The sequence below is a fragment of the Candidatus Tokpelaia sp. genome (assembly GCF_008636115.1).
Lineage (GTDB): Bacteria > Pseudomonadota > Alphaproteobacteria > Rhizobiales > Rhizobiaceae > QLZD01.
The window spans coordinates 181,758-199,001 of record NZ_QLZD01000033.1; the positions used below are offsets into that span (position 1 = coordinate 181,758).

Annotated in this window: 12 protein-coding genes; 9 read left to right on the top strand and 3 right to left on the bottom strand. The window is 50.3% G+C overall.

Going from position 1 to position 17,244, the window contains the following annotated elements:
* Positions 1–271: 271 nt before the first annotated feature.
* From DPQ22_RS06650 to prfB, 4 genes are all read left to right on the top strand, one after another.
* Entirely contained in the window at positions 272–472 is a 201-nt protein-coding gene (locus tag DPQ22_RS06650) for a hypothetical protein (protein ID WP_150214369.1), read from the top strand.
* A gap of 31 nt (positions 473–503) precedes the next feature.
* Entirely contained in the window at positions 504–1,823 is a 1,320-nt protein-coding gene (locus DPQ22_RS06655) for an N-acetylmuramoyl-L-alanine amidase family protein (RefSeq protein ID WP_150214371.1), read from the top strand.
* 271 nt (positions 1,824–2,094) lie between these two features.
* The gene (locus DPQ22_RS06660; protein ID WP_150214812.1) at positions 2,095–4,560 is read left to right on the top strand and encodes a penicillin-binding protein 1A; all 2,466 of its coding nucleotides are present in this window, start codon (positions 2,095–2,097) and stop codon (positions 4,558–4,560) included.
* An 86-nt stretch (positions 4,561–4,646) separates the two neighbouring features.
* Positions 4,647–5,775 (top strand): peptide chain release factor 2 gene (gene prfB / locus DPQ22_RS06665; protein ID WP_150214373.1). Its coding sequence is split into 2 segments (ribosomal slippage): positions 4,647–4,715 and positions 4,717–5,775, totalling 1,128 coding nucleotides; the frame shifts between segments, so codons are not numbered across the junction.
* 66 nt (positions 5,776–5,841) lie between these two features.
* Here prfB and bcp read toward each other — a convergent pair.
* Positions 5,842–6,318: a thioredoxin-dependent thiol peroxidase gene (gene bcp / locus DPQ22_RS06670; protein WP_150214375.1), complete on the bottom strand. Its 477-nt coding sequence runs from the start codon at positions 6,316–6,318 to the stop codon at positions 5,842–5,844.
* A 122-nt stretch (positions 6,319–6,440) separates the two neighbouring features.
* Here bcp and DPQ22_RS06675 point away from each other — a divergent pair, with 122 nt between their 5' ends.
* Positions 6,441–9,890: a hypothetical protein gene (locus tag DPQ22_RS06675; RefSeq protein WP_150214377.1), complete on the top strand. Its 3,450-nt coding sequence runs from the start codon at positions 6,441–6,443 to the stop codon at positions 9,888–9,890.
* Between the two features lie 218 nt (positions 9,891–10,108).
* On the opposite strand, the gene tyrS is transcribed toward DPQ22_RS06675, so the two are convergent.
* The gene (gene tyrS / locus DPQ22_RS06680; RefSeq protein ID WP_150214379.1) at positions 10,109–11,365 is read right to left on the bottom strand and encodes a tyrosine--tRNA ligase; all 1,257 of its coding nucleotides are present in this window, start codon (positions 11,363–11,365) and stop codon (positions 10,109–10,111) included.
* Positions 11,366–11,466: 101 nt separating this feature from the next.
* On the opposite strand from tyrS, the gene DPQ22_RS06685 reads away from it, so the two are divergent.
* Positions 11,467–12,669 carry an anhydro-N-acetylmuramic acid kinase gene (locus DPQ22_RS06685; protein ID WP_150214381.1) on the top strand — a complete coding sequence of 401 codons (1,203 nt, stop codon included), beginning with the start codon at positions 11,467–11,469 and terminating at the stop codon, positions 12,667–12,669.
* A gap of 38 nt (positions 12,670–12,707) precedes the next feature.
* On the opposite strand, the gene DPQ22_RS06690 is transcribed toward DPQ22_RS06685, so the two are convergent.
* A complete protein-coding gene (locus DPQ22_RS06690; protein WP_150214383.1) occupies positions 12,708–13,382 on the bottom strand; it encodes an alpha/beta hydrolase in 675 nt (224 codons plus the stop codon).
* 188 nt (positions 13,383–13,570) lie between these two features.
* Between DPQ22_RS06690 and DPQ22_RS06695 the strand changes: the two genes are divergently transcribed.
* From DPQ22_RS06695 to sufC, 3 genes are all read left to right on the top strand, one after another.
* Positions 13,571–14,734 (top strand): cysteine desulfurase family protein, encoded by a 1,164-nt coding sequence (locus tag DPQ22_RS06695; RefSeq protein ID WP_150214814.1) that lies wholly within the window; start codon positions 13,571–13,573, stop codon positions 14,732–14,734.
* Between the two features lie 172 nt (positions 14,735–14,906).
* Positions 14,907–16,418 carry a Fe-S cluster assembly protein SufB gene (gene sufB, locus DPQ22_RS06700; protein ID WP_150214385.1) on the top strand — a complete coding sequence of 504 codons (1,512 nt, stop codon included), beginning with the start codon at positions 14,907–14,909 and terminating at the stop codon, positions 16,416–16,418.
* Positions 16,419–16,484: 66 nt separating this feature from the next.
* Positions 16,485–17,240, top strand: a complete 756-nt coding sequence (sufC, locus tag DPQ22_RS06705) for a Fe-S cluster assembly ATPase SufC (protein WP_150214387.1) — start codon at positions 16,485–16,487, stop codon at positions 17,238–17,240.
* Positions 17,241–17,244 lie beyond the last annotated feature (4 nt).

Genomic DNA, 17,244 nt, shown 5'->3' on the forward strand with positions numbered 1-17,244 from the left:
ACAGAGCTTTGCAACGAAAACAAAGCGTCATCACTTACATAGTCTCTGCTGTTTGTCACCGGCTCTGGCAAAAAAACCATAATCCTGACCCTGGATAATTAAAACGCGGAACCGCATAGGCCTTGCCGGCTGTTAAGCAGATTCCAGAAAATTTCGGGCGATATTCCAAAAAGGGAAGGGCAGTAAAACCGTTATAAAGCACATTCCCCCAAAATATCGCAGCCCCACCCCCGGCCGATTGTGCCGAATAAAGACAAAATCGGCCGCCTTCATGATATTAGCGAAAAGGCAAAGAAAATGCAAGGCGATTGGCCTGCTGATATTTGCCCCTGTCGTTGCGGCTCGTTTGCCGGCAAATTATCATCATTGCCTGGAAGGCCTGAAAAGCTTTGGGGACAAAGCAATAAAATCTTGTAATTTTCGAGCGGCTTATGGCAAAAGCCGTGTGGTAGCGGCCCATAATTATCGGTAAAACCGGCTGAAAATTGATAGAGTTTGCTGAAATGCTTCGGCCAGAAAGTTTAAAACTGCCAGAAAGTTTAAAACTGATTGTCTTGATTTTTCTGTTTTTGCTGCCGACAGGCAGCTTTGCGCCGCCTTTGGCGCAAGGGCAGGAGCCGGCCGCCGCGTCTCTGAAACTGGTAAATATCGGCTTTGAAACTTTTGGCGAGGGCAAAGATAAAAAGCTGCATATTATTGCTGTTTTCAATCGCCGGCCGGATTACAGCCTGATGGTGCTGGATCAGCCGCCGCGTTTTATTGTCACCCTGCCGGCCACGCAATTTGCCTTTGCGGCAGGCATGGATACGACATCGCGCCCGGCTTTATTGCGGGATTTCCGTTATGGCGCAACCGGGGCAGAGAATGCGCGCCTGGTTTTTGGCCTGCGGCAGCCCTTTCATTTGCAAATTATAGAATCGGCAGCCCTGGCAACAGCCGGGACGCCGCCTGCCTGGCGTGTAATTTGGGAAATTGCGCCCGCCACACCGGAGAGCTTCCAGCAATATCTTAGCCTGCAGCAAGCGGATAAAGCTGCCGCCCTTATCCCGAATAATGAGACAAGGCAGAATAAAACACTATCAAACCGGCAACAGGCGGCCGCAACAGGCAGCGGCGACAGCAATGCCCCATTTATTATTGTTCTTGACCCCGGCCATGGTGATTTTGACAGTGGGGCAATCGGCGTGAATAATGTGCGGGAAAAACAGGTAACATTGGCTTTTGCCCAGGCACTTTACCGGGTTTTGCAGACAAAAGCGGGGATAAAGCCTTATCTTACGCGCGAGACAGACAGTTTTTTGCGTCTTGGTGAAAGAGTGGAAAAGGCCCGCCGGCTCAATGCTGATTTGTTTATTTCCATTCATGCCGACCATATTGACACACCGAGCCTGCAAGGAGCGACAATTTACACTTTGTCTGACAAAGCTTCCGATGATATGGCGAAATTATTGGCCGAGCATGAAAATAAAGCCGATTTGCTGGACGGCTTGCCGGCCGATGAACCGCCGGCAGTTGCCGATATTTTATTAGATATGGCAAGGCGGGAAACACGTCTTTTCTCTGAAGATTTTGCCCGTATGACAGTGGCCGCCCTTAAAGACAGCCGCATTGCCCTTATCAAAAATCCACATCGTTTTGCCAGTTTTCAGGTGTTGAAAACGGTTGATATTCCTTCTGTCCTGATCGAGCTTGGCTATCTTTCCAACCCTGAGGACGAAAAAAGAATAGCCGACCCGTTATGGCAGGATAAAATGGCGCATATTCTGGCCGATATTATTGCCCATTATGCCTGGCTGCATGGAAAAATCGGGGTAAAACCGTAAACAATGACCGGTCGGCGTTGAAATTCCGGGCAAAAAAGGCAAAATAAATTGCTTTTCCGGCGATATATCTTTAAAAGCAGCAATTTGTTGCGACTATCTATAATTCGGGCAAAAAGGGGCTTTGCCGCAAGAAAACCACAAGACGAGCGTAAAATCGCTTATCGATGGTGCAGGGGTTCGATTTTAGTCTTAAATTACGGGCAGTTGTGCTTTAGGCTCAAGACGGGGTGCGCTATGCCTGATGCGGTATTTAAAGAGCAATTTCGGTGATATGATACGATTTTTCGGCTATATATTTGCGATTGGCGCAGCAGTTTTGATTATTGGTCTGGGTGTGGCCGCAGCTTATGTCGGCGCTGTCAGTAAAGATCTGCCCGATTATGAGGTGCTGGAAAATTATCAGCCTCCGGTAATGACGCGCATGCACGCTGCCAATGGCAAACTCATGGCGGAATTTGCCATAAAGAGGCGGCTTTATTTGCCGATACAGGCTGTGCCGGATATGATTAAGGCCGCTTATATTTCTGCTGAAGACAAAAATTTTTATGAGCATTTTGGTCTGGATCCTGAAGGGTTTTTGCGGGCTATTGTCAATAATGTGAAAAATATCGGTTCCGGCCGCCGCCCCGAAGGGGCTTCCACCATTACCCAGCAAGTCGCCAAAAATTTCCTGTTGACGGCCAATGCCACTTTGCAAAGAAAAGTGCAGGAAGCGATTTTGGCCATGCGGATAGAGAAAGCCTATTCCAAAGACCATATTCTTGAGCTTTATCTCAATGAGATTTATCTTGGCCGCGGCGCTTACGGTATTGCCGCTGCCGCTCTGACCTATTTTAACAAATCTGTCAATGAGCTGACAGTAGAGCAGATTGCCTATCTCGCCGCCCTGCCCAAAGGGCCGGCCAATTATGACCCGTTCAAGCATACGGATCGTGCCCTTGCGCGCCGTAACTGGGTGTTGGATCGTATGGCGGAAAATAATTATATTTCGCAGGAAGATGCAGAAATTGCCAGGAAAAAGCCGCTCGGCGTGACTTTGCGCGGCAATGATAATTATGTTTTTGCCGCCGATTATTTTACCGAAGAAGTCCGCCGTCAGATTGTGGCTCGTTATGGTTCCGACACTTTGTATCAGGGCGGGCTTTCTGTCCGCACTACGCTTAATCCGCAATTACAATATATGGCGCGCCAGGCGCTGCATGACGGCCTGGTAAAATTTGACCATATTTATGGCTGGCGCGGGGCATTTGACCATATTGACATTATGGGGGACTGGGGAGTGCCGCTGGCCGCGATTGAAGCCTATGCCGATTTGCCGGAATGGCAGCTGGCCGTTGTGCTGGAGACAGCCAAAGACAGGGTGAAAATCGGCCTGCAGCCGCAAAAAGAGCTTTCCGGCGCCCTTTCCAGCCAGCGGAAAACTGCCTTTATTAGCGCTGCCGATATGAAATGGGCCTATCGTCTGGTAGATGCCAGGGGGTATCGTTCAACGGCCAGGGATCCGACCGGGGTTTTAAAACCGGGCGATGTCGTTTTTGTGCAGGCCATAAAAGGGAAATTCAACGCCTATAATTTGCAGCAATTCCCCAAAATTCAGGGTGCTATGGTGGTTATGGAGCCTAAAACCGGGCGTGTTCTGGCGATGATTGGCGGGTTTTCCTTTGCCAAATCGGAATTTAACCGCGCTACACAGGCTTACCGCCAGCCGGGCTCGGCTTTCAAGCCGTTTGTTTATTCTGCCGCTTTGGATAATGGTTATACGCCGTCTTCCGTGGTGCTGGACGGGCCGGTAGAAATTGATCAGGGGCCGGCCGGCATTTGGCGCCCTAAAAATTATGGCGGCACTTTTGCCGGGCCTTCCACCTTGCGCTATGGCATTGAGCATTCGCGTAATTTGATGACAGTGCGTCTGGCTAATGATGTCGGCATGCCCATTGTGGCAGAATATGCCGAGAGATTTGGCATATATGAGCATTTGCAGCCGGTTTTGGCTATGGCTCTGGGGGCGGGGGAGACAACGGTTTTGCGTCTTGTCAGTGCTTATGCCGTTATTGCCAATGGCGGGCGCTCGCTTGATCCGTCACTGGTTGACCGTATTCAGGATCGTTACGGCAAAACCATTTACCGGCATGATCGCCGTATTTGCGAGCAATGTAATGTAACATCATGGCAAAACCAGCCTGAACCGGTTTTAATTGATGAGCGTGATCAGGTGCTGGATCCAATGACCGCTTATCAGATTACCTCAATGATGGAAGGGGTGATCCAGCGCGGCACGGCACGGCGGCTGCAATATTTAAAACGCGATATTGCCGGTAAAACCGGCACGACCAATGATTCCAAAGATGCGTGGTTTGTCGGCTTTACGCCGGATATTGTTATCGGCGTTTATATGGGTTATGATTCGCCGAAATCGCTGGGGGCAGCCGGCACAGGCAGTTCTCTGGCGGCTCCTGTTTTTGGCGAATTTATGTCGCATGCTATGGTCGGCAAGCCTGATGTCCCGTTTAAAATGCCGGAAGGCATGATACAAATAGCGATTGACCGCAAGACCGGTATGCGCGCTTCTGCCGGCAATGCCAATGCTTTTGTCGAAGCATTCAAACCCGGAACAGGGCCGGCTGATGTTTATCAGGTTATCGGTGCGACCGAATCCTTCAGGGAAGGGGTAAAAGTGCCGCTGAAATCGCCGCAGGTTAATCAGGCTATTCAAAGCGGTGCCGGCGGTTTATATTGATAAAAGCTGTTGCATTGTGAGGAAATTTTTCCGGTCTTTTCGGCGGAAAGATCGGCTCGATTTGTCAAGACAGGGAGTTATGCTGCGTGCGTGCGGAAACAGAAAATCTGGCTAATGAAATCAGGCAGGCAATAGCTCTGCTGAGGAGGCATCTTTGACTGGGATCAAACCCTGAAGCGACTTGATTATCTCAATCAATGTGCTGAAGATGCTGATTTGTGGAATGATATTGAGCGCGCGCAAAATTTGATGCGTGAGCGCCAGTTTCTCGATGATTCGGTTGCTGCCATTAACCGTTTTTCTCAAACTCTTGATGATTGCCTGGGATTGATTGCGCTGGGAGAAGAAGAAGGCGATAAGGCAATTATAGCAGAAGCGGAAGCAAGCCTCACTGAGCTTCGGCATGAGCTGGACAAGCGGCAAATTGCCATGCTGCTGGCCGGCGAGGCAGACGGTAATGATACTTATCTGGAAGTCCATGCCGGCGCCGGTGGCACAGAAAGCCAGGACTGGGCTGCCATGCTGCTGCGCATGTATATACGCTGGGCAGAAGGGCACGGCCGCAAAACAGAAGTGCTGGAAGTGCATGACGGCGAAGAAGCAGGGATAAAATCCGCCACTATTCTGGTGAAAGGCGCTGATAGTTATGGCTGGCTGAAAACGGAATCCGGCGTGCATAGGCTGGTGCGTATTTCACCTTTTGATGCCAATGCGCGCCGCCATACTTCTTTTGCCAGTATCTGGGTTTATCCCGTTATTGACGATACTATTGCCGTTGATGTGACCGAGGCCGATGTGCGGATTGATACTTATCGCGCTTCCGGCGCCGGCGGACAGCATATTAATACAACAGATTCAGCCGTGCGTATCACCCATATAAAAACCGGCATTGTTGTGCAGTGTCAGGCTGAGCGGTCGCAGCATAAAAACCGCGCTGCCGCCTGGGCCATGTTGCGCGCCCGCCTTTATGAAGAAGAATTGAAAAAGCGTGAAGCGGCAGCGCAGGAAACGCAGGATTCCAAAACCGATATTGGCTGGGGGCACCAAATTCGCTCTTATGTCCTGCAGCCTTATCAGCTGGTGAAGGATTTGCGCACCGGGATCGAGAGCACTGATCCGCAGGCTGTGCTGGACGGTGAGCTGGATCGGTTTATGGAGGCCGCACTGGCGCAGAAAATAGAAGGCAGCAAACAAAATATTGAGGATATAGAATAAAGACCTTCGAACTGCCGGATACGGCTCCTGCCTGTGGCTTTAGCGCGACAGGCAGGAAATGCTGTCTTAGGCTTTTACCAGAGTTTCGGCTGCGGTTAAAACGGCTTGCGCGTGGCCGGGGACTGTTACTTTCTCCCATAATTCGGCAATTTTGCCGGTAGAATCCAGCAGAAAAGTGCTGCGCTCCACCCCCATATATTTGCGGCCATACATGCTTTTTTCTACCCAGACACCGTAAAGATTGGCAATTTTCTTTTCTTCATCAGCCAAAAGTGTAACTGTCAGGCTATATTTATCGCGGAATTTTTGATGTTTTGCGGCAGAATCCGGCGAAATGCCGATAAGCGTAACACCAAGAACATCAAATTGCGGTTTTAATTCAGTAAATTGTATTGCTTCTGCGGTGCAGCCGCTTGTATCGTCTTTGGGGTAAAAATATAAAACTACCGGCTGGCCGCGCAAAGCCGATAATGTCACTTTTTCATTATTTTCACTGGCTAAGGTAAAATCGGGTGCTATATCACCTTTTTGCAAATTTGTCATGAACCGGCCTTTCTCTATTATAAATTGCTTGCATATTGGTTTAAGGCATAATAAATGCCGCAACACGGCTTAACAATTGTTTTTGTCAAATTTTATTACTAATTGCCGGAGGAATTTTATCCTTGCCAAATGAGCAGAATGAAACCAAAACTCCGACAGAGGCTGCGGATAACAGGCAAAAAACGGTCAAGCGGAAAACCCGCTCAAGGCTGAAGCGGTTTTTTTACGCTATTATCCTTATTATCATAGGGCTTGCTGCCGGTTTTGCCTTTATGGTGAAATCAGATCTCGCCGGTGATTTTCTTGATGGCAAAGTGCAGGCAGCTTTACGAAAAAAAATCGGCGCTTTTGCCGATATAAATATTGCCGATGTCGGCCTTTCTCTGGATAAAAATTATCACATTGCCCTGGAAATGAAAAATACGCCGATCACACCCCATGACAGTAATATTGAGTTAAGCCGGCTGGGGCGGTTGCGCTTCGGCCTGGCCACCATGCCGCTATTGCGGCGGCAGGTTCAGCCGATTCAGTTGGAGGCTGATAAGGCCGCTGTGCTTGTTCATAAAGCGGATAATCAGCAAAACCTGTTTGCTGCTTTGCCGCAAGATGACCGGCAGCGCGTTGATTTTGATGCGGTGGCAGAGCTTGCTTTCCGGTCACTGGAACAGATGATTGGAAAAATTGATGCGACAAAAATCAATATTTTTCATTTCAGTAATATTGATTTTACTATTTCCGGCCCGCAAAATGAGCAGAAATTCTCGGTTCAATATTTTCGGCTGCGGCGGTTGCGTGACTCCGTGGATATTGAAGCCAAAATTTCATGGCTGGGGCAGCTTGTCGGCTTTAGTGCTTCTGCTGCTGTCGATAAAGACGGGCGGGTGCAAAATTTTGCTGCCGCGGCCGATAATCTGCCTCTCCGCTTTGGTGCGGCCGATAATGAGACGCCTTATCTTGCTCATGGCCGCACCAGAAGCAGTTTTTTCCGCCTGAGAGGCGCGGCCAATGTCACTATAAGCGGTGCAATAGCAGCAAACGGCAAAAAAACATTATCGGCCACAACAGATTTCATCAATACGCATAGCGATATTGCCGTTGAAACCGGCATTGTGACCAAATTTACTTTTGCCGCCGGCTATGAGCAGGGCAGCGGGCAAATTATGGTGCAGCCTTCTGTCTTTGCCATAGGCGGGCTGGAAATTCCTTTTAGCGGTCAATTCGGTTATTTGCCGGCGGCCGGGGTGGCGACTGAGGCGAATCAGGCAGCACCCGTTGCCGCGAATATAGGCAATGGCCAATATGGTTTCAGACTGAAAGCTGAAAAGGCACTTTCTTCGCCGGCAGATTCACCGGCCGAGGCTCTGCCTTTTAATCTGGAAACAGGCGGCCGCTTTTTAGCATTGGAAAAAAAGCTTAATCTGGATAATATTGCCTTAAAAACGGCAGAGGCCGCCTTGCTTGGCAATGGCAGCCTGCGTTTTGGTGAGCAAGGCTCTCCGGAAACGATTTTTATTTTGCACACAGCCAATATGCCGGTCGATGAAGCCAAACAATTATGGCCGATAAATGTTGCGCGCTCCGGGCGAGCTTGGGTATTATCGCATATTTTCGGCGGCAATTTAACCAAAATGCAAATAGAAATTGCGCTGCCTGAAGGTTTTTATCAGAAAGGCAAGCTGCCGCCACTAATAACGGCAAAAGAATTGCGCCTGACTACCGGTATTGAAAATACGCGCACGGATCTTGTCGGCACTTTGCCGCCGCTGCGTGAAGCCTATGGGCAGGTTCAGGTTACAGGCAGAAATACTACTGTCAATTTGACCAAAGCTCTTGCCTATGTTGAAGATGGGCAGAAAATTAATGTCGCCAATGGGCAAATGACCTTTATCTGGAAGCCGGGCGCGCCGCTTTGGGCCGATATGACAATGAATATTGGCGGCACTATTGGCGCTATGGGCAAATTGCTGGAATGTCAGCCGGTTAATGCCGCGCAAAAAGTGCCCTTTAATATGCAGACAGCTAAAGGAGAGCTGCAAACCGTTTTAAAAATGGGTTTTCCTTTGCACAAACAGGCGGATTATGCGCGGGCTGTTATCTGGAAGACAGATATTCGTTTTCGCAATTTTTCTTTGGGCGAGCCTTTTCGCGGCACTATGCAAATTGCTAATGCCAATGGCCGAGCACAAATTGACGAGAGGCTGGTGCAAATTGATGGCGATACAATATTAAACGGCCTGCCGGCGACCATATCCATACGCTATCCGCTAGGCGGCAGCGCTCAGGCCGGCAAGGCGGCGAATGAAATTATCACAAAAAAAGAGCAGGTTGCTTTCCATTTTGACGATAAATTGCGGCATAAATTATTCCCGGCTCTGGATATTTTCCTGCAGGGTGCCATTACCGCCAATGTCGGAGAAGAACAGGCGGGGAAGCGGCATGCCAGCGTTGATTTAACGCCGGCTATTGTGCAAATTCCGTGGATAGGCTGGAAAAAAGGCAGCGGCATTGCCGCCAAAGCGGAGATGAGCCTGCCGGCCGACGGCAGCCTGAAAAATATGGATATTAATGACTTTGTCTTAAGCGGATCGAGCTTCCAGCTTAGCGGCAAAATCAAAATTCGCGATGGCGAATTTATAGCGGCGGATTTTGATAAATTTGATCTTAATCGCACCGATCGGCTGGCGCTTTCTATAGTGCGTATCGGCAAGACGTATCAGGTCAAGATCAATGGTTCGTCTTTTGATCTGCGCGCTATTGTCAAAAGCCTGGCGGAAAGCACGGCGACTAACAATACTAACGGCCTTGGCGTGGCTTTAACCGGCACTTTGGATAATGCGCAAGGCTTTTACGGTGAAAATCTACGCAGTTTCCGGGTTATTTATAATCATAGCAGCACCGGAGACGATAATATTATGGTCAATGCCGTGAGCAAAACGCAAGCACCGTTAAAAGCGCAGCTTTCCAAACAAAAAGGCTTGCAGCGCATTAGTGTCAGCAGTGATGATGCCGGAGCCTTTCTGCGTTTTATGAATTATTATGACAAAGTGCAGGGCGGAAAACTGGAAAGCAAGCTGCAATCCGGCGCGGGCAATGTGTTAAACGGCTCGATGCATATGCGCGATTTTGCTATTGTCAATGAGCCGAAACTGGCGGCGCTGGTTTCAGCCGATAAAAGTAAAAAAGGTAAAAAAAGCCGAGGAGGCAGCACCTCTCTGGCGATTGAGCAGGCTTATGGCCGCCTGACTAAAGGGCCCAATTATCTGACTATTGATAATGGGGTGATTCGCGGGGCGAGCCTGGGTGCCACTTTTCAGGGCGTTGTTTATGATGCCGGCGGCAATATTGCCGTGACCGGCACTTATATGCCTGCTTATAGCGTTAATCGCCTTTTTGGCGATGTGCCGCTTTTAGGCTCAGTATTGGGCAATGGCCGCGACAAAGGGCTTATCGGCATAACTTTCAAGGTAGAAGGCAAATTCAAATCGCCGAAAATTATTGTCAATCCGGTCTCTGCCCTGGCGCCGGGTATTTTGCGTTCTATTTTTGAATTCAAGCAGCAGGCAAAACCGTGAAGGACACCCTGATGCGCGCCCAGACTGCCGGCAGAATTGGGTTTCATACAGCCACTGGGAAAGGCAGCCTGACCCAATTATTGTGCCAGGCATTGAGGATAATCAGGCGGAACAAAGCGCAACAAAAACACCGCCCGGCGGCGAAGCTCTCTTCGGCCGGTAGTTAAGCTGCAACCAGCCCGATAGCGCGATTTCTGCGGAGTGAAAACCTGCCGGATTCAGGCAATTTTTATCAGCACATGCTTTTTGCGGCCAAAAGAAAGCTTGATAATATTATTATCGGCTTCCGCTATAGTGATATTTTGTGTCTCATCAGTCGCTGTTTTATCATTTATCCTGATAGCGCCGCCTTGAATATGACGGCGCGCTTCGCCATTGGATTTAGCCAGACCGGCTTTTACCAATAAAGTGAGCAGCCCTATACCCTGGTCAAATTCGGCGGCGGGCAGGGTAATTTGCGGCAAATCTTTACCCAGGCTGCCTTCTTCAAAAACCTTGCGCGCCGTTTCTGCGGCGTTTTCCGCCGCCTTACGGCCATGCAGCAAAGCTGTTACTTCTGTCGCCAAAATCTTTTTTACTTCATTGATTTCGGTGTCCTTCACTTTGGCCAGACGGGCAATCTCGGCCAAAGGCAAAATTGTATAAAGCTTGAGAAAGCGAATAATATCGGCATCTTCGCAATTACGCCAGAATTGCCAGAATTGATAAGGGCTGAGCCAATCGGCATTCAGCCAGACAGCGCCGCCCAGCGATTTGCCCATTTTCTGGCCGGAAGCGGTGGTTAAAAGCGGTGAGGTTAAAGCGTAAAGCTGTTTTGTCCCCAGCCTGTGGCCAAGATCAATGCCGTTAATAATATTGCCCCATTGGTCTGAGCCGCCCATTTGCAGGCGCACATTGTAAGTCTTGTGCAGCTCGACAAAATCATAAGCCTGCAAAATCATATAATTAAATTCAAGAAAAGAAAGCGATTGCTCACGCTCCAGCCGCAATTTTACCGAGTCGAAAGACAGCATGCGATTAACAGAAAAATGCCGGCCAATATCGCGCAAAAATTGCAGATAATCAATATTGCGCAGCCAATCGGCATTGTTCAGCAACAAGGCTTTATTTTTATCGCCGCTTTTGCCAAATTGCAGGTAATGAGCAAAAACCTGGCGGATACCGGCAATATTGGCGGCAATATTATCTTCTGCCAGCAGCAGCCTTGCTTCATCTTTAAAGGAAGGATCGCCGACAAGCCCGGTACCGCCGCCCATAAGCGCAATCGGCCTGTGGCCGGTTTGCTGTAGCCAATAAAGCATCATAATCTGAATAAGGCTGCCGACATGCAGGCTGGCGGCAGTCGGATCAAAACCAATATAAGCGCTGACAGAATTTTTGGCCATCAGCGCGTCCAGCCCTTCAGCGTCAGATAATTGGTGGATAAAGCCGCGCTCGCTCATAATATTAAGAAACTCAGACTTATAGTGAGACATTGCTTCTTCCTGTCGCCTGTAAAAGGCTGTAATAGGGGAAATAGGCTCGGCAGCAAGGCCGCCGGCATTATAAATAGCCTTTAATATTGGGGAAAGCAATTATGGGGCAAATAAAAACCGCAATCGGCCTGATGAGCGGCACTTCTCTTGACGGTATCGATGCCGCTTTGCTGCAAAGCAACGGGCAGGCTTATGTGACTGCTCTCGGCGCATATCATCGGCCCTATAGCGCCGCTTTCCGGCAAAAATTGCAGCAGGGCCTGAAAATAGCCCAATCTATCAGACAGCCTGGCGAGCGCCCGGGATTTTTGCCGCAACTGGAAGAAGAATTGACCTTATATCATGCGCAGGCAGTCGAGGCTTTGCTTCAGCAGCAAAACAGGTTCGCCGGCGCCATAGATCTTATCGGCTTTCACGGGCAGACTGTTCTGCACCACCCGCCGGCGGCGACAAACCCGGCCTCCCCCGGCAAAAACCTGCCGCAAGGCTTTACTGTGCAATTAGGCAATGGCGCTTTACTGGCGCAGCAAACAGGTATTGATACAATCGCCGATATGCGCAGCGCCGATATGCGCGAAGGCGGCAATGGCGCGCCGCTTATCCCTGTTTATCACCGGGCTTTGGCCGCCAATTTGCAGGAGAAATATCGTTTTCCGCTAATATTTGTCAATATTGGCGGTATTGCCAACTGCACTTATGTGGCCGAAACGGCAGAAAATTCTGCTGCCGGGCTGGCGGCGCTTGATTGCGGCCCCGGTAATTGTCTGATCGATCAATGGGCAGAAGCAAAAACAGGGGCGTTTTTTGACAAAAACGGTGAGGCCGGGCAAAAAGGGCAAATTGCGGACTGGCTGGCGCAGGCCTATTGTGCTTTACCGGTTTTTCATCAGCAACGCCGTTCTTTTGACCGGGCAGATTTCCCGCCTTTGCCGGATTTTCTGTCACTTTATCCTGATAAATCTGTTACTTATGAAGATGGCGCGGCGACATTGGCTTTTATCACGGCTCACTGCATTATAACATCATTCCGGCATTTTCCGCAAAAAGCCGGCACGGTTTTTATCAGCGGCGGCGGGGCGAAAAATGCTGCTATTATGGCTTATTTGCAGCAATCGGGCAGGCAGCAGGGTATAGAAATTCTCTCTGCCGGTCAGGCAGGGCTGGACAGTGATTTTATGGAAGCGGAGGCCTGGGCCTATCTGGCGGTTCGCTCTTTTTATCATTTACCCTTGACTTACCCGGCAACCACCGGCTGCCAAAAACCGGTCAGCGGCGGTGTTTTTTACGCAGCGGCCGGCGGATAAGACGGACGGTTCACTATAGCCTGCTCACGGGGCAGCGTTTAGCGCAGGAGCAGCGGCCTGTCTGCCGCCGACTTTGCCTTCAGCCGCTCATCAAGATAAAGGCTGCATTGTGCCGACAATTCTGCCGTTTTGCCGGTGAAAAAATGATTGGCGCCGGCTATGACTTCGCGGGTAATGGTAATGCCTTTTTGCATATTTAATTTATCCGCCAGCGCCTGTACATCTTTGACGGGCGCTACTTTATCGGCATCGCCGTGAATAATCAGGCCGGAAGAGGGGCAGGGCGCCAGAAAGCCGAAATCATAGAGGTTAGGCTGGGGCGCCACGGCAATAAAGCCTTCAATTTCAGGCCGGCGCATCAGCAGTTGCATGCCGATCCAGGCACCGAAGGAATAACCCGCCACCCAGCAGGATTTGGAATCCGGGTGCAGGCCCTGGATCCAGTCCAGCGCCGCCGCGGCGTCCGATAATTCGCCCGTGCCATAATCAAATTCCCCCTGACTGCGGCCAATACCGCGAAAATTAAAGCGCAAACTGGTAAAATTGCGTTGCTGAAACAGGTAAAACAGGTCATAAACGATTTTATTATTCATATTGCCCTTAAATTGCGGGTGCGGGTGCAAAATAACGGCAATAGGGGCATTTTTTTCGGTTGAAGGCTGATAACGCCCCTCCAGACGCCCGGACGGGCCGTTAAAAATCACTTCAGGCATAATTATCTGCTCCGCATTCAAGAGAAAAGGCGCCCGGCTTGACGGCCGGCGCCAAAAATTTTAGGATCGCCCGGCCAGTTTTCAGGGCTTTCCACGCCTTAAATAGGCTTTTTTAGGCGCTTATTTCAAGAAAATTACGCAGGAAAAGCGCTTGCTGGCGGAAATTTTGATTTTTATAAGCTGTTTTGATCGTCATGGAACGCCTTTATCTGGATTATAATGCTACGGCGCCGCTTACCCCAGGAGCGCGGCAGGCCGTGCTTGAGTCGCTTGATCTGTTCGGCAATGCCTCTTCTGTCCACAGCGAGGGGCGCGCCGCTTATGCTCTGGTGCAAAAAGCGCGCTATGCTCTGGCCGCTCTGGTTCAGGCCGACAGTGATAATATTGTTTTTACCTCCGGCGCGACAGAAGCAGCGGCGACATTATTAACCCCGCATTATACTATGGGGCGCAAACCGCTTTTTATGTCTCGCCTTTATATAGGGGCAACCGAACACCCGGCCATTGCTCAGGGCGGCTTTTTTGCCGCGGCGGCGCAGATAAAACTGCCGGTTGACGCCAATGGCCAGGTTCTGCCGGAAAAACTGGCGGCCATTTTAGCCGGTCACGATAAAAAGCAGGGGCTGCCCCTGGTGGCGGTGCAATATGCCAATCATGAGACCGGTATTATCCAGCCTGTTGCCGCTTTGGCCGAGATTACCCGCCAGGCCGGCGGTTTGCTGGTGGCGGACGCCGTGCAGGCTTTGGGCAAAATGCCGCTGGATATTAAGGGCGGCGGCGCTGATTTTTTGATTGTTTCGGCGCATAAAATTGGCGGGCTAAAAGGCGCCGGCGCTTATATCGCCTCTGGCAGTCTTATCCGCCCGCGGCCGCTAATGGCCGGCGGCGGGCAGGAAAAAGGGCTGCGCGGCGGCACAGTGCCGGTGCAGGCTCTTGCCGCTTTTGGCGCGGCCGCCACTAATGCGGCAGAGCGGCTCAAACAGGACGACAGGAGCGCGGCTTTGCAAAGCGCGCTGGAGCAGGGTTTAAAAAAACTCTGCCCTGATTGTATTATTTACGGTGAAAAGGCAGCGCGGCTGAGCAATACCACCTATTTTTCCCTTCCCTCTATTAAGGCGGAAACATTGCAAATCGCCTTTGATTTAGCCGGTATTGCCACTTCAAGCGGCGCCGCCTGCTCTTCCGGCAAAGTCGGGGCTAGCCCGGTTTTGGCGGCCATGGGCGCCAGGTCTGAGCAGGGTGCATTGCGCGTCTCGACAGGCCCGGCGACAAAGCCGGCCGATATTGCCCGTTTTTTGCAGGTTTTGCAAAAAATTCTGGCACGTGAAGCCGGCCGCGCCGCGCCACAGTAAAAATAATTTTATTGCCCCCTTGCCAAGTAATTTAGAATTGTTTTAAAAGAAAGCTGAAAAAGCTTGAGTAATTTTATCATATTTTGTAAAACAGCTTGCAGTTATTGCAGGGCGGCCGGAAGAAAAAGCCGGGCGGCAGCACTGTAACAACCGTAAGACAGGGAGAATGCCCATGCCCGCCGTAGAAGAAACCATACGCCAGGTGCGTGAAATTGATGTCGACCAATATAAATACGGCTTTGAAACGGTAATTGAGACAGAAAAAGCGCCTAAAGGCCTGAATGAGGATATTATCCGTTATATTTCGGCCCGTAAAAAAGAGCCGGAATGGCTGTTGGCCTGGCGGCTGCAGGCTTTTGCGCGCTGGCAGACTATGGCTGAGCCGGATTGGGCGCGGCTCAATTACCCCAAAATTGATTTTCAAGACGCGCATTATTATGCCGCGCCGAAAAATCAGGACGGGCCGAAATCGCTGGAAGAGGTGGACCCGGAATTGCTGGCCACTTATGAAAAGCTGGGTATCCCGCTGAAAGAGCAGGAAATTCTGGCTGGGGTGCGCAGGCAGAATGAGCCGTCTCACCTTGATGATAATATTTATGCTTCCGGCCGGGTGGCGGTTGATGCGGTGTTTGATTCGGTGTCAGTGGTCACTACTTTCAAGGACGAGCTGGCGCGCGCCGGGGTGATTTTCTGCTCTATTTCTGAGGCGGTGCGTGAGCATTCCGAGCTGGTGCGGCTTTATCTTGGTTCGGTCGTGCCGGTGGGAGATAATTTTTATTCCGCCCTTAATTCCGCCGTTTTTACTGATGGTTCTTTTGTTTACGTGCCCAAAGGCGTGCGCTGCCCGATGGAGCTTTCCACTTATTTCCGCATTAATGAGCGTAATACCGGGCAATTTGAGCGCACTCTGATTATTGCTGATGAAGGTGCCTATGTCTCTTATCTGGAGGGCTGCACCGCGCCGCAGCGCGATGAGCACCAATTACATGCCGCAGTGGTTGAGCTTATTGCCCTGAAAGACGCCGAAATTAAATATTCTACTGTGCAAAACTGGTATCCGGGCGATAAGCAGGGTAAAGGCGGCATTTATAATTTTGTCACCAAACGCGGTGATTGCCGCGGTGATAATGCCAAAATTTCATGGACTCAGGTAGAAACCGGATCAGCTATTACCTGGAAATATCCTTCCTGCCTGCTGCGCGGCGATAATTCGCGCGGGGAATTTTATTCTATCGCTGTTTCCAATGGTTATCAGCAGATTGATTCCGGCACCAAAATGATTCATTTGGGCAAAAATACCTCCAGCCGGATTATTTCCAAGGGGATTTCCGCCGGTTTTTCCAATAATACTTATCGCGGTCTGGTCAGCGCTCAGCGCAAAGCCGCTAATGCCCGCAACTTCACCCAATGTGACAGTCTGCTTATCGGCAATGATTGCGGTGCTCATACTGTGCCTTATATTGAGGCCAAAAATGCTACAGCGCAATTTGAGCATGAGGCGACAACTTCCAAAATTTCAGAAGATCAGTTGTTTTATGTCATGCAGCGCGGCATTCCTGAAGAAGAGGCGATTGCCCTGATTGTCAACGGCTTTGTCAAGGAAGTGATTCAGGAATTGCCGATGGAATTTGCCGTTGAAGCGCAAAAACTTATCAATATCAGCCTGGAAGGCAGTGTCGGCTGATTATTTGCTTTAATGTGTTATCAGGCCCGGACAAGCCGGGAGAACAGAAAATATACAGGATAAATTATGCTGGAAATTAAAAATCTTCATGCTTCTATTGCCGAGACCGGGCTTGAGATTTTGCGCGGGCTTGATCTGACCGTGCAGGACGGCGAAGTGGCGGCCATTATGGGACCGAACGGCGCCGGCAAATCGACACTTTCTTATATTATTGCCGGGCGCGAAGATTATCAGGTAACCCAGGGCGATATTTTCTATAATGGCCGCTCTGTGCTGGCAATGGATGCTGCTGAGCGCGCGGCTTTGGGCATATTCCTGGCTTTTCAATATCCGATGGAAATACCGGGCGTGGCGACCATGGAATTTTTAAAAGTGGCGATGAATGCCCAGCGCAAGGCGCGCGGCGAGGCCGAGCTGAAAGTGCCGGAATTTATCAAAATCGTCAGAGAAGCAACAGCCGGTCTGGAAATGGATATGGCCATGCTGAAGCGGCCGTTAAATGTCGGTTTTTCCGGCGGCGAGAAAAAGCGCGCCGAAATTTTGCAAATGGCACTGTTGCAGCCAAAGCTCTGCGTGCTGGACGAAACCGATTCCGGTCTCGATATTGACGCTTTGAAAATTGTCGCCGATGGCGTCAATGCTTTGCGCGCCAAAACCCGCTCCTTTCTGGTGATCACCCATTATCAGCGGCTGTTGGATTATATTGTGCCCGATAGGGTGCATGTGCTCTATAAAGGCCGTATTATTAAAAGCGGCGATAAAAACCTGGCCTTGCAATTAGAGCAAAACGGTTATGCTGATATTATCGGCGCAGCGGAATAAAAGG

Bases quoted from the DNA above. Each gene is read 5' to 3' on its own strand.
- DPQ22_RS06660 (WP_150214812.1), top strand. From the start codon at position 2,095: ATGATACGATTTTTCGGCTATATATTTGCGATTGGCGCAGCAGTTTTG.
- tyrS (WP_150214379.1), bottom strand. From the start codon at position 11,365: ATGTCTCACTATAAGTCTGAGTTTCTTAATATTATGAGCGAGCGCGGC.
- DPQ22_RS06685 (WP_150214381.1), top strand. From the start codon at position 11,467: ATGGGGCAAATAAAAACCGCAATCGGCCTGATGAGCGGCACTTCTCTT.
- DPQ22_RS06690 (WP_150214383.1), bottom strand. From the start codon at position 13,382: ATGCCTGAAGTGATTTTTAACGGCCCGTCCGGGCGTCTGGAGGGGCGT.
- DPQ22_RS06655 (WP_150214371.1), top strand. From the start codon at position 504: ATGCTTCGGCCAGAAAGTTTAAAACTGCCAGAAAGTTTAAAACTGATT.
- sufC (WP_150214387.1), top strand. From the start codon at position 16,485: ATGCTGGAAATTAAAAATCTTCATGCTTCTATTGCCGAGACCGGGCTT.
- sufB (WP_150214385.1), top strand. From the start codon at position 14,907: ATGCCCGCCGTAGAAGAAACCATACGCCAGGTGCGTGAAATTGATGTC.
- DPQ22_RS06650 (WP_150214369.1), top strand. From the start codon at position 272: ATGATATTAGCGAAAAGGCAAAGAAAATGCAAGGCGATTGGCCTGCTG.
- bcp (WP_150214375.1), bottom strand. From the start codon at position 6,318: ATGACAAATTTGCAAAAAGGTGATATAGCACCCGATTTTACCTTAGCC.